The organism is Bacillus sp. S3, assembly GCF_005154805.1.
Lineage (GTDB): Bacteria > Bacillota > Bacilli > Bacillales > Cytobacillaceae > Neobacillus.
Genome location: NZ_CP039727.1, coordinates 1370893 through 1383074 on the forward strand (window position 1 = coordinate 1370893; position 12182 = coordinate 1383074).

Annotated in this window: 6 protein-coding genes, 17 tRNA genes and 3 rRNA genes; 24 read left to right on the forward strand and 2 right to left on the reverse strand. The window is 45.1% G+C overall.

From position 1 onward, the window contains the following. Nucleotides 1-79: 79 nt before the first annotated feature. Complete coding sequence (locus FAY30_RS06465) at nt 80-433, reverse strand: YgzB family protein (RefSeq protein ID WP_149869116.1); 354 nt, start codon at nt 431-433, stop codon at nt 80-82. A gap of 151 nt (nt 434-584) precedes the next feature. On the opposite strand from FAY30_RS06465, the gene FAY30_RS06470 reads away from it, so the two are divergent. The 21 genes from FAY30_RS06470 (at nt 585) to FAY30_RS06570 (ending at nt 8446) form a co-directional block, all read left to right on the forward strand. Continuing rightward, the gene (locus FAY30_RS06470; protein ID WP_149869117.1) at nt 585-1460 is read left to right on the forward strand and encodes a nucleotidyltransferase-like protein; all 876 of its coding nucleotides are present in this window, start codon (nt 585-587) and stop codon (nt 1458-1460) included. 274 nt (nt 1461-1734) lie between these two features. Next, nucleotides 1735-3285 (forward strand): 16S ribosomal RNA (locus FAY30_RS06475). Between the two features lie 194 nt (nt 3286-3479). Then, nucleotides 3480-6416: ribosomal RNA gene (locus tag FAY30_RS06480) — 23S ribosomal RNA — on the forward strand. Nucleotides 6417-6547: 131 nt separating this feature from the next. Next, nucleotides 6548-6664 (forward strand): 5S ribosomal RNA (gene rrf / locus FAY30_RS06485). Together the 16S, 23S and 5S rRNA genes with 17 tRNA genes alongside form the textbook arrangement of a ribosomal RNA operon. A gap of 14 nt (nt 6665-6678) precedes the next feature. Next, nucleotides 6679-6753, forward strand: a tRNA-Asn gene (locus FAY30_RS06490). 8 nt (nt 6754-6761) lie between these two features. Then, nucleotides 6762-6853 (forward strand) — tRNA-Ser (locus FAY30_RS06495). 20 nt (nt 6854-6873) lie between these two features. Next, a tRNA-Glu gene (locus FAY30_RS06500) sits at nt 6874-6948 on the forward strand. A 3-nt stretch (nt 6949-6951) separates the two neighbouring features. Beyond that, nucleotides 6952-7027, forward strand: a tRNA-Val gene (locus FAY30_RS06505). 24 nt (nt 7028-7051) lie between these two features. Then, nucleotides 7052-7125: transfer RNA gene (locus FAY30_RS06510), tRNA-Met, on the forward strand. A 3-nt stretch (nt 7126-7128) separates the two neighbouring features. Continuing rightward, nucleotides 7129-7205: transfer RNA gene (locus tag FAY30_RS06515), tRNA-Asp, on the forward strand. 8 nt (nt 7206-7213) lie between these two features. After that, nucleotides 7214-7289: transfer RNA gene (locus FAY30_RS06520), tRNA-Phe, on the forward strand. Between the two features lie 19 nt (nt 7290-7308). Continuing rightward, nucleotides 7309-7381, forward strand: a tRNA-Thr gene (locus FAY30_RS06525). Between the two features lie 28 nt (nt 7382-7409). Continuing rightward, nucleotides 7410-7494, forward strand: a tRNA-Tyr gene (locus FAY30_RS06530). A 9-nt stretch (nt 7495-7503) separates the two neighbouring features. Further along, nucleotides 7504-7577 (forward strand) — tRNA-Trp (locus FAY30_RS06535). Between the two features lie 11 nt (nt 7578-7588). Continuing rightward, nucleotides 7589-7664 (forward strand) — tRNA-His (locus FAY30_RS06540). Nucleotides 7665-7687: 23 nt separating this feature from the next. Beyond that, nucleotides 7688-7762, forward strand: a tRNA-Gln gene (locus FAY30_RS06545). 4 nt (nt 7763-7766) lie between these two features. Further along, a tRNA-Gly gene (locus FAY30_RS06550) sits at nt 7767-7841 on the forward strand. Nucleotides 7842-7849: 8 nt separating this feature from the next. After that, nucleotides 7850-7923 (forward strand) — tRNA-Cys (locus FAY30_RS06555). 40 nt (nt 7924-7963) lie between these two features. Further along, nucleotides 7964-8049, forward strand: a tRNA-Leu gene (locus FAY30_RS06560). A gap of 21 nt (nt 8050-8070) precedes the next feature. Continuing rightward, nucleotides 8071-8152, forward strand: a tRNA-Leu gene (locus FAY30_RS06565). Between the two features lie 220 nt (nt 8153-8372). Next, nucleotides 8373-8446, forward strand: a tRNA-Gly gene (locus tag FAY30_RS06570). Nucleotides 8447-8527: 81 nt separating this feature from the next. On the opposite strand, the gene FAY30_RS06575 is transcribed toward FAY30_RS06570, so the two are convergent. Beyond that, nucleotides 8528-9196 carry a B3/B4 domain-containing protein gene (locus FAY30_RS06575; RefSeq protein ID WP_149869118.1) on the reverse strand — a complete coding sequence of 223 codons (669 nt, stop codon included), beginning with the start codon at nt 9194-9196 and terminating at the stop codon, nt 8528-8530. Between the two features lie 110 nt (nt 9197-9306). On the opposite strand from FAY30_RS06575, the gene queG reads away from it, so the two are divergent. The 3 genes from queG (at nt 9307) to trmL (ending at nt 11943) form a co-directional block, all read left to right on the forward strand. Continuing rightward, on the forward strand, nt 9307-10437 hold the full coding sequence (gene queG / locus FAY30_RS06580) for a tRNA epoxyqueuosine(34) reductase QueG (RefSeq protein WP_149869119.1): 1131 nt from the start codon (nt 9307-9309) through the stop codon (nt 10435-10437). 83 nt (nt 10438-10520) lie between these two features. Continuing rightward, nucleotides 10521-11399 (forward strand): amidase domain-containing protein, encoded by an 879-nt coding sequence (locus FAY30_RS06585; protein ID WP_149869120.1) that lies wholly within the window; start codon nt 10521-10523, stop codon nt 11397-11399. A gap of 70 nt (nt 11400-11469) precedes the next feature. Beyond that, nucleotides 11470-11943 carry a tRNA (uridine(34)/cytosine(34)/5-carboxymethylaminomethyluridine(34)-2'-O)-methyltransferase TrmL gene (gene trmL, locus FAY30_RS06590; protein WP_149869121.1) on the forward strand — a complete coding sequence of 158 codons (474 nt, stop codon included), beginning with the start codon at nt 11470-11472 and terminating at the stop codon, nt 11941-11943. The last annotated feature ends 239 nt before the right edge of the window (nt 11944-12182 follow it).

A 12182-nucleotide genomic window follows, 5' to 3' on the forward strand; every position in this document is an offset into this window, starting at 1 on the left:
GGGTCGATTAAAAAAAGAAAAAATGAGGGTGACATAAACCTTAAGGCTAAAAGCCAATCGGGTTTCGGTCATCCTCATTTTATTTTCCTGCTTTTTTACTATTGTACGATTCATCAAATTGTTGTCCTTCAAGTGTAGGATCAAGGGTCAACGGTTCACGACAATGCATACACATATCCACTCGGCCGAGCATTTTTGTGGGTTTTCCACAGTTCGGGCACTTGACTTGGATGGTTTTTGTCGATAACATCCCAATCCAAAAATAAACGGCTGTACTTGCGATAATAAAAATAAGACCCAAAAGCATGAAGATGGTCATAATAATTGGTGAAGTACGAAAATAGATACCGGCATACATAACAATAAAGCCGATGAAAATTAATGATAATGCAAAAGTACGGATTTTATTTATTTTACTCGAATATTTTGCCATGTTTCTCCCTCCTAGAGAAACTATACCATATTTATGTTCTAAGAAAAAATCCTTCGCAAAGAATGTCGAAAATTGTCTCTGACCAAAGAAGGAAATTACGTCTCGCTGTCGAACATATAAAGCTACCTGAAAAAAATTGGAGGAATGATGAATGGAAGACATCCTTCGGCCTATTTACCAAGAAAGGGCGAGTCAATCAAATACCCTTGGAGTCTTGTTGGTTGAAAAAAAACAAAAATCAAGTCATATTACCGATTCATTTGATGTCATATTATTAATCATTGTTAAACAGGCTGACCAGCCGTTATTTGTTAAGCATTATACGTATAACAACAAGAAGGCAGCTATGCATGTGATTGAAGAGGCGCAACTGGAGGAATGGCTGCTGCTAGGCACAAATCGAAAAATTTTTGAATGGATTCATGAGGCTAGAATTCTTTTTGATCGGAACGAATATGTCGCCAATTTAATAACGGAACTAAGGGAATTTCCTTTTAACGGTCGAAAAATTAAAATGGGCCTGGAATTTGCAAAGTTAATTCGACGATATGTAGATGGCAAAGCGTTATTTGAAAGCAAACAATATTTAGATGCTTATAATCATGTTGTTCATTCCTTACACCATCTTGCCAGATTAGCGGTAATAGAAAACGGGCTTCACCCGGAACTTACGGTGTGGCACCAAGTAAAACAAATAGAACCGGAAATCTTTAAATTATATGAAGAACTTGTAAACAGTGAAGAAACACTTGAGAAAAGACTTGAACTTTTGTTCCTTGCAAGTGAATTTATGATTTATTCCAGAACAAAAATTTGCACTTCTCATTTATTAGAGGTTTTAAGCCGGAAGGAACATTGGGTTTTTAATGAAATCATGAATGAGTCTGAATTAATTCCATACTCAGTTGATTTAGCAGTACTGCTCGAATATTTGATTGAAAAACATTTAGTAGATGTAGTCAATATAGAAACTAAGGGTCACGGTGTTTTTCATCGTTGTTATCAGGTAAATAAAAAATTATTGTAAAAAAACAATAAAATGTATTGACCTTTTAAAGAATACTTGGTATATTAATAACCGTCGCTGCGAAACATTCACATAAAACTTTCGCGGGTGACGGTTTAAAAAAAGATATTGACATCGTAAAAAGCTTTGTGGTATATTGATAAAGTCGCTTACGACAGATAATCGAAATTGTTCTTTGAAAACTAAACAAACAAAAACGTCAACAAACAATAATATTTGCTTCTTATATAGAAGTAAAGCCAACGTTTTAAATTATGAGCTAATCAACTCAACTTTTTTGGAGAGTTTGATCCTGGCTCAGGACGAACGCTGGCGGCGTGCCTAATACATGCAAGTCGAGCGAATCAATGGGAGCTTGCTCCCGTTGGTTAGCGGCGGACGGGTGAGTAACACGTGGGCAACCTGCCTGTAAGACTGGGATAACTTCGGGAAACCGGAGCTAATACCGGATAATTCTTTTCCTCCCATGAGGAAAAGCTGAAAGTCGGTTTCGGCTGACACTTACAGATGGGCCCGCGGCGCATTAGCTAGTTGGTGAGGTAACGGCTCACCAAGGCGACGATGCGTAGCCGACCTGAGAGGGTGATCGGCCACACTGGGACTGAGACACGGCCCAGACTCCTACGGGAGGCAGCAGTAGGGAATCTTCCACAATGGACGAAAGTCTGATGGAGCAACGCCGCGTGAGCGATGAAGGCCTTCGGGTCGTAAAGCTCTGTTGTTAGGGAAGAACAAGTATCGGAGTAACTGCCGGTACCTTGACGGTACCTAACCAGAAAGCCACGGCTAACTACGTGCCAGCAGCCGCGGTAATACGTAGGTGGCAAGCGTTGTCCGGAATTATTGGGCGTAAAGCGCGCGCAGGCGGTCCTTTAAGTCTGATGTGAAAGCCCACGGCTCAACCGTGGAGGGTCATTGGAAACTGGGGGACTTGAGTGCAGAAGAGGAAAGCGGAATTCCACGTGTAGCGGTGAAATGCGTAGAGATGTGGAGGAACACCAGTGGCGAAGGCGGCTTTCTGGTCTGTAACTGACGCTGAGGCGCGAAAGCGTGGGGAGCAAACAGGATTAGATACCCTGGTAGTCCACGCCGTAAACGATGAGTGCTAAGTGTTAGAGGGTTTCCGCCCTTTAGTGCTGCAGCTAACGCATTAAGCACTCCGCCTGGGGAGTACGGCCGCAAGGCTGAAACTCAAAGGAATTGACGGGGGCCCGCACAAGCGGTGGAGCATGTGGTTTAATTCGAAGCAACGCGAAGAACCTTACCAGGTCTTGACATCCTCTGACACTCCTAGAGATAGGACGTTCCCCTTCGGGGGACAGAGTGACAGGTGGTGCATGGTTGTCGTCAGCTCGTGTCGTGAGATGTTGGGTTAAGTCCCGCAACGAGCGCAACCCTTGATCTTAGTTGCCAGCATTCAGTTGGGCACTCTAAGGTGACTGCCGGTGACAAACCGGAGGAAGGTGGGGATGACGTCAAATCATCATGCCCCTTATGACCTGGGCTACACACGTGCTACAATGGATGGTACAAAGGGCTGCGAGACCGCAAGGTTTAGCCAATCCCATAAAACCATTCTCAGTTCGGATTGCAGGCTGCAACTCGCCTGCATGAAGCCGGAATCGCTAGTAATCGCGGATCAGCATGCCGCGGTGAATACGTTCCCGGGCCTTGTACACACCGCCCGTCACACCACGAGAGTTTGTAACACCCGAAGTCGGTGGGGTAACCTTCATGGAGCCAGCCGCCTAAGGTGGGACAGATGATTGGGGTGAAGTCGTAACAAGGTAGCCGTATCGGAAGGTGCGGCTGGATCACCTCCTTTCTAAGGATAATGCAGTCCTTTCGGACTGATAATAAGGTTGACGTTTCTTGTTTGTTTAGTTTTGAGGGAGCAATTCTCTCAAGACTTTTTTGTTCCTTGAAAACTAGATAATCGTAAGAAGAAGCAAAGTAAACATCGAGTAATCGCCATTTTAGTTTTTCTCTCTTATTGAATAAGAGTTATAAACCTTTTTAGGTTAAGTTAGAAAGGGCGCACGGTGAATGCCTTGGCACTAGGAGCCGATGAAGGACGGGACTAACACCGATATGCTTCGGGGAGCTGTAAGTAAGCTTTGATCCGGAGATTTCCGAATGGGGAAACCCGCTGTTCGTAATGGAACAGTATCTTTACCTGAATACATAGGGTATAGAAGGCATACCCGGGGAACTGAAACATCTAAGTACCCGGAGGAAGAGAAAGCAAACGCGATTCCCTAAGTAGCGGCGAGCGAAACGGGACATAGCCCAAACCAAGAGGCTTGCCTCTTGGGGTTGTAGGACACTCAACATGGAGTTACAAAGGAACGGGGTAAATGAAGCGACCTGGAAAGGTCAGCCAGAGAAGGTAAAAGCCCTGTAGTTGAAACTTCGTTCCCTCCTGAGTGGATCCTGAGTACGGCCGGACACGTGAAATCCGGTCGGAAGCAGGGAGGACCATCTCCCAAGGCTAAATACTCCCTAGTGACCGATAGTGAACCAGTACCGTGAGGGAAAGGTGAAAAGCACCCCGGAAGGGGAGTGAAATAGTTCCTGAAACCGTGTGCCTACAAGTAGTCAGAGCCCGTTTATGGGTGATGGCGTGCCTTTTGTAGAATGAACCGGCGAGTTACGATCCCATGCAAGGTTAAGTTGAAGAGACGGAGCCGCAGCGAAAGCGAGTCTGAATAGGGCGTTTGAGTATGTGGTCGTAGACCCGAAACCAGGTGATCTACCCATGTCCAGGGTGAAGTCCAGGTAACACTGGATGGAGGCCCGAACCCACGCACGTTGAAAAGTGCGGGGATGAGGTGTGGGTAGCGGAGAAATTCCAATCGAACTTGGAGATAGCTGGTTCTCTCCGAAATAGCTTTAGGGCTAGCCTCACGTTGTTAGAGTCTTGGAGGTAGAGCACTGTTTGGACTAGGGGCCCTCATCGGGTTACCGAATTCAGACAAACTCCGAATGCCAAAGACTTATCCGTGGGAGTCAGACTGCGAGTGATAAGATCCGTAGTCGAAAGGGAAACAGCCCAGACCACCAGCTAAGGTCCCAAAGTATACGTTAAGTGGAAAAGGATGTGGAGTTGCTTAGACAACCAGGATGTTGGCTTAGAAGCAGCCACCATTTAAAGAGTGCGTAATAGCTCACTGGTCGAGTGACTCTGCGCCGAAAATGTACCGGGGCTAAACGTATCACCGAAGCTGTGGATTGACACCATTAGGTGTCAGTGGTAGGAGAGCGTTCTAAGGGCGTTGAAGCTAGACCGTAAGGACTGGTGGAGCGCTTAGAAGTGAGAATGCCGGTATGAGTAGCGAAAGATGAGTGAGAATCTCATCCACCGTATGCCTAAGGTTTCCTGAGGAAGGCTCGTCCGCTCAGGGTTAGTCGGGACCTAAGCCGAGGCCGAAAGGCGTAGGCGATGGACAACAGGTTGATATTCCTGTACCACCTATGAATCGTTTGAGTGATGGGGGGACGCAGGAGGATAGGGTAAGCGCGCTGTTGGATATGCGCGTCTAAGCAGTTAGGCTGGTGAATAGGAAAATCCGTTCACCGTAAAGGCTGAGCTGTGACAGCGAGGGAAATTTAGTACCGAAGTTCCTGATTCCACACTGCCAAGAAAAGCCTCTAGCGAGATTCAAGGTGCCCGTACCGCAAACCGACACAGGTAGGCGAGGAGAGAATCCTAAGGTGAGCGAGAGAACTCTCGTTAAGGAACTCGGCAAAATGACCCCGTAACTTCGGGAGAAGGGGTGCTCTTTAGGGTTCATAGCCCTGAAGAGCCGCAGTGAATAGGCCCAGGCGACTGTTTAGCAAAAACACAGGTCTCTGCGAAGCCGCAAGGCGAAGTATAGGGGCTGACGCCTGCCCGGTGCTGGAAGGTTAAGAGGAGGGGTTAGCGCAAGCGAAGCTCTGAATCGAAGCCCCAGTAAACGGCGGCCGTAACTATAACGGTCCTAAGGTAGCGAAATTCCTTGTCGGGTAAGTTCCGACCCGCACGAAAGGCGTAACGATCTGGGCACTGTCTCAACGAGAGACTCGGTGAAATTATAGTACCTGTGAAGATGCAGGTTACCCGCGACAGGACGGAAAGACCCCGTGGAGCTTTACTGTAGCCTGATATTGAATTTTGGTACAGCTTGTACAGGATAGGTAGGAGCCTGAGAAGCCGGAGCGCTAGCTTCGGTGGAGGCGTCGGTGGGATACTACCCTGGCTGTATTGAAATTCTAACCCGCACCCCTGATCGGGGTGGGAGACAGTGTCAGGTGGGCAGTTTGACTGGGGCGGTCGCCTCCTAAAGAGTAACGGAGGCGCCCAAAGGTTCCCTCAGAATGGTTGGAAATCATTCGTAGAGTGTAAAGGCACAAGGGAGCTTGACTGCGAGACCTACAAGTCGAGCAGGGACGAAAGTCGGGCTTAGTGATCCGGTGGTTCCGCATGGAAGGGCCATCGCTCAACGGATAAAAGCTACCCCGGGGATAACAGGCTTATCTCCCCCAAGAGTCCACATCGACGGGGAGGTTTGGCACCTCGATGTCGGCTCATCGCATCCTGGGGCTGTAGTCGGTCCCAAGGGTTGGGCTGTTCGCCCATTAAAGCGGTACGCGAGCTGGGTTCAGAACGTCGTGAGACAGTTCGGTCCCTATCCGTCGTGGGCGCAGGAAATTTGAGAGGAGCTGTCCTTAGTACGAGAGGACCGGGATGGACGCACCGCTGGTGTACCAGTTGTCTTGCCAAAGGCATCGCTGGGTAGCTATGTGCGGACGGGATAAGTGCTGAAAGCATCTAAGCATGAAGCCCCCCTCAAGATGAGATTTCCCATAGCGTCAAGCTAGTAAGATCCCTGAAAGATGATCAGGTTGATAGGTCAGAGGTGGAAGCATGGCGACATGTGGAGCTGACTGATACTAATCGATCGAGGACTTAACCATTTCAAATTGGTTGAACTCGTTTTTACAAAAACTTCTTCTGCATTATCTAGTTTTGAGGGAATGAAAAAAATTAAATTTCCTCTTGAAAAATATGAAAAAGACATTATAATAGAATAGTGTCGATAAAATAGTCTGGTAACAATGGCGAGAAGGTCACACCCGTTCCCATACCGAACACGGAAGTTAAGCTTCTCAGCGCCGATGGTAGTTGGGGCATGCGCCCCTGTGAGAGTAGGACGTTGCCAGGCTGTAATCATATTATTCCGCAGTAGCTCAGTGGTAGAGCTATCGGCTGTTAACCGATCGGTCGTAGGTTCGAGTCCTACCTGCGGAGCCATTTTTGTTGGAGAGCTGTCCGAGTGGCCGAAGGAGCACGATTGGAAATCGTGTAGGCGGGTAACCCTGTCTCAAGGGTTCAAATCCCTTGCTCTCCGCCATAAAAACATTGTAACAATATGGCCCCTTGGTCAAGCGGTTAAGACACCGCCCTTTCACGGCGGTAACACGGGTTCGAATCCCGTAGGGGTCACCATTTGGAGGATTAGCTCAGCTGGGAGAGCATCTGCCTTACAAGCAGAGGGTCGGCGGTTCGATCCCGTCATCCTCCACCATAATGCTCTAATTATTATTATTATCGCGGGGTGGAGCAGTCCGGTAGCTCGTCGGGCTCATAACCCGAAGGTCGCAGGTTCAAATCCTGTCCCCGCAATTTGGTCTGGTAGTTCAGTTGGTTAGAATGCCTGCCTGTCACGCAGGAGGTCGCGGGTTCGAGTCCCGTCCAGACCGCCATTTAGAGTGGCTCAGTAGCTCAGTCGGTAGAGCAAAGGACTGAAAATCCTTGTGTCGGCGGTTCGATTCCGTCCTGAGCCACCATTTATTCATTTAATTGATTGCCGATGTAGCTCAATTGGTAGAGCAACTGAATCGTAATCAGTAGGTTGGGGGTTCAATTCCTCTCGTCGGCACCTTAAGCTGACAATAACATATTATAGTGGAGGGGTAGCGAAGTGGCTAAACGCGGCGGACTGTAAATCCGCTCCCTCCGGGTTCGGCGGTTCGAATCCGTCCCCCTCCACCATTTATTTATAGGGGTATAGTTTAAAGGTAGAACGAAGGTCTCCAAAACCTTTGGTGTGGGTTCAATTCCTACTACCCCTGCCAATCATATTGTGGCGATTGTGGCGAAGTGGTTAACGCATCGGATTGTGGTTCCGACATTCGTGGGTTCGATTCCCATCAGTCGCCCCATAAAAATATTTTATTATTATCATTGGGCTATAGCCAAGCGGTAAGGCATCGCACTTTGACTGCGACATGCGTTGGTTCAAATCCAGCTAGCCCAGCCATTCTGCGGAAGTAGTTCAGTGGTAGAACACCACCTTGCCAAGGTGGGGGTCGCGGGTTCGAATCCCGTCTTCCGCTCCAAAATATACGGCGGCATAGCCAAGTGGTAAGGCAGAGGTCTGCAAAACCTTTACCACCGGTTCGAATCCGGTTGCCGCCTCCAAATTTTATCTTTCATGGATTAGAATAAGTAATTGATTTTTGCCGGGGTGGCGGAACTGGCAGACGCACAGGACTTAAAATCCTGCGGTAGGTGACTACCGTACCGGTTCGATTCCGGTTCTCGGCATTGCTTCAAACATCTTAATACGCCGGTGTGGCGGAATTGGCAGACGCGCACGACTCAAAATCGTGTTCCGTGAGGAGTGTCGGTTCGACCCCGACCACCGGTATCAATTCGATGATAAAAAGGTTTTTCACATACCATGTGGAAAACCTTTTTTGTTTTTTATTCGTATGATGGACAATTCGCAGAAGAAAAAACATAAAGAAGCGTTGTTTAGTAAAGTGAAAAAAATCGACAAATTTCGATGAAGCTACTTGACGTATCGAAGAATTGTGTGTATTATAATAACAGTCAGTTCATCAATTTGTCATATTTAATCAAAACATGCGGGTGTAGTTTACTGGTAAAACCTCAGCCTTCCAAGCTGATGTAGTGGGTTCGATTCCCATCACCCGCTCCATACATATTAACTAACGCAGTGTATCGTTACATAGGAGAACGATGCATTGCGTTTTTTCATTACATTAAAAAAGGATGCCTTCTAGCATTCAAGAATATGAAATGTACCTTCCCCGCCATGAATTTGTAAAAACATGTCCATTAATGAAAGTGTCAGCTTTTCAGCATTTTCGATATCGGTTGATGGCCGTAAATAAATGATTTGTAAAGCATTTTTCGTAGTATATTTTACGGGTGTTCGTTCTGAATCGACAAACGGGCTGCCAAAAGGTCCCTCTTGATCAGCGGCCAAAAGTAAACGATCTAAAGAATTTTTCCTCCCGTTTAATCCTATGTACTCCTCGCCGGCTTTACCAATTCGTATTTCAACTGACCCTTGGATAAGATCAAGGTCATAAATTCCAATCGGCACTTGATACTGAAGTGAAAAAAAATTATTGATATCAATAGCACTTTGCACCGAAGAAAGATAATTTTGCGATTGTACCCGTCTATATAAGCTTTCTGCAGAGGGACGGTAGCGATTTGGATCTTTACCAGTCTGTTTAAATACGTTGCGCCATTCTTGTAAGCCCGGAAGGTCTGTTACATTAGTGTTTTCTAAATCAAAATAAATCGACTCTTGAAAAAGCTGCAGTCTGCCCTTAAGCATTTGTGGTGAATCTCCTACTGTGATATTTCTGTATTCAATTACCCCAAGTTTAAAGCCGGGAATTTGCTCGATTATTTCCGTTGAAAGTTGAATTTCCAACGATTCCACCTCCAAATTTCATTAAAAATAGTTTATCATAATTAGATGTGCAGCTAATAATCTTATCAACTTTAAAATAGACGAAGTATTTTGGAAAGGAGGGAATTGAAATGGATGTAAATAGATTAAAAACTGAACTTATTGCCTTCAGTAAAGAGATTGGCATTGATAAAATCGGGTTCACTACAGCAGATCCATTCGATGAATTAAAAAATCGTTTAATTAGACAGCAGGCTCTTGGCTATCAATCAGGATTTGAGGAGCCGGATATCGAGAAACGAGTTACACCCTCATTGCTGCTTGAAGAGCCTCGCTCAATTATTTCGATTGCCCTCGCTTATCCATCAAAAATGAAGGAACGGAAGGAAGGCAGGAAGGGTGAGCGGAGAGGGATATTCAGCAGAGCCTCTTGGGGGCTAGATTATCATCATATTCTTCGGGACCGGTTGAAAAGGCTGGAAGAATTTATTATCTCTAATATCCCTGATGCCCGGTTAAGATCAATGGTTGATACTGGGGAGCTATCAGACCGGGCAGTTGCTGAAAGAGCCGGAATTGGCTGGAGCGGAAAAAACTGTGCCATTATTACACCGGAATTTGGCTCCTACGTATATATAGGAGAAATGATAACAAGTATTCCGTTTGAACCGGACACACGAATAGAGGACCAATGCGGGTCTTGCACAAAGTGTTTAGATGCCTGTCCTACAGGTGCTTTAGTCCAAGGCGGGCAGATTAACGCTCAGCGCTGTATATCATTTTTAACACAGACAAAAGGATTTATTCCTGATGAGTTTCGGGAAAAGATTGGGAATCGTGTTTACGGCTGTGATTCCTGTCAGACTGCATGTCCGCATAACAAAGGGAAAAACTTTTATTTTCACTCGGAAATGGAGCCCGACCCTGAAGTAGCCAAGCCCCTGTTAAAGCCGATTTTATCGCTAAGCAACCGCGAATTTAAAAATAAGTTCGGCTATGTCTCGGGTTCATGGAGAGGAAAGAAACCCATTCAGCGGAATGCGATGATTGCACTTGGCCATTTTAAAGATGAAACGGCTATTCCTGAATTAACTGAGGTTTTAGTAAAAGAAGTAAGTCCCGTTGCAAGGGGAACGGCTGCATGGGCATTAGGGAAAATTGGCAGCGCCAAGGCATTAACTGCCCTTTTAACAGCCAAAGAAAATGAAGCTGATACTGAGGTTCTTGAAGAAATTAATAAAGCATTAAGTTTTTTCCAATAAGAAAAGAGCAAACCGTTTTGCTCTTTTTTTATATTAAATCCCGCTTACCCTCATATGTATAAAAAGAGAGGAGGGTCAAGACCATGCGTGAATTACTTCAAGATCTTTTTGAAAAAAGGGTAGATTTATTTGTATCGGAAAATAGGGGCAGTAAGCAGTTTTTTCCGAAGGCAGAAAAGAAACAGGCAGCAGCAGCGAAAAGGTCGGCAGAAATTGTTAAAGTGAAAGCTTTAGGAAACATCGTTGAGGAATCGGTAGAAGATGAATTTAAAATGATTAAATACAACGCCCATTATCAATATTTAATTAAACAGAAGGGTCAGCTATATCTTGAAGAAGAAATTGAAGAAAGAATTGCTAAGTTTTATAAAGGCGCTTTAGTTATGGATGAGGAAATAATAACGCCGATGCAACATCAAGAACCCGCTCAGGAAGTGATTGTACCGGAAATAGAAGACCGAGAAGAGCGGATTAGCTATGAATATAACCGCTTAAAAGCGGTTCAATACGCAGAGCGCTGGTGGAATACCTATAATCCTGCCTTTCAAAAATTTGAAAATAACTGTACCAATTATATATCTCAATGTCTCAGGGCGGGTGAGGCACCGATGAGAGGACATCCGAACCGCGGGAATGGCTGGTGGTACCAACGAACGAATTGGAGCTATAGCTGGGCAGTGGCGCATTCTCTTAAAAACTATTTAGGCAATTCTAAAAGCGGCCTCAGAGCAAGAGAAGTCAGCAGCCCAGACCAGCTGATATTAGGAGACGTTATTTGCTATGACTTTGAGGGCGACGGCAGGTTTAATCATAACACAATTGTTACTGGAAGGGATGCGTATGGCATGCCCTTAGTGAATGCTAATACCTACAATAGCCGGATGCGCTACTGGGCATATGAAGATTCCTCCGCATATACTCCAAATATTAAATATCGGTTTTATACCATCATTGATAACTGAGTTTTGTATTTGTATGGATTAATGAAAGTGGTATAATTGCCTGTAGACGTTTTTATTCGAGGTGAAATTCGTGTCAATACATGTAGTGCTATATCAACCACAAATACCATCTAATACAGGGAATATTGCCCGCACGTGTGCAGGAACCGATACGGCTTTACATTTAATCCGTCCGTTAGGTTTTTCCACGGATGACAAGATGTTGAAAAGAGCTGGATTGGATTATTGGGAACATGTAAATATTGCTTACTATGATTCATTAAAAGAGTTTTATGAGAAGAATGCCGGCGGGGAATTTTTCTATATTACGAAATTTGGTGAAAAACAATACAGCAGCTTTGATTATAGTCATTCGGAAAAAGATTATTATTTTATTTTTGGACGTGAAACAACAGGTCTTCCAAAGGACGTAATTGAAAATAATAAAGAAACGGCCTTGAGAATTCCGATGACTGAAAATATTCGTTCCTTAAATTTGTCCAATACTGCTGCTATTCTCATTTACGAAGCATTACGCCAGCAAAATTTTGCGCATTTAAAATAAAAAAAGCTGCCACAATCGGCAGCCTTTTTTTATTATTTATTTGTTCCCGGTTTGTCGTTATAACCTGCAGTGAAGATAGCCGCTAAGAATGCGATCATGACTAAAACAACGATGAAAGTATTCATGATATGTAATGTCCTCCTTAATTTATCCGATTTTTCATGTTAAACATATAGTTTTATTATAGCCTATCTTTAAGAAATGAAAAGTGCAATATTCCTTTTATTAAAATAAAAAAG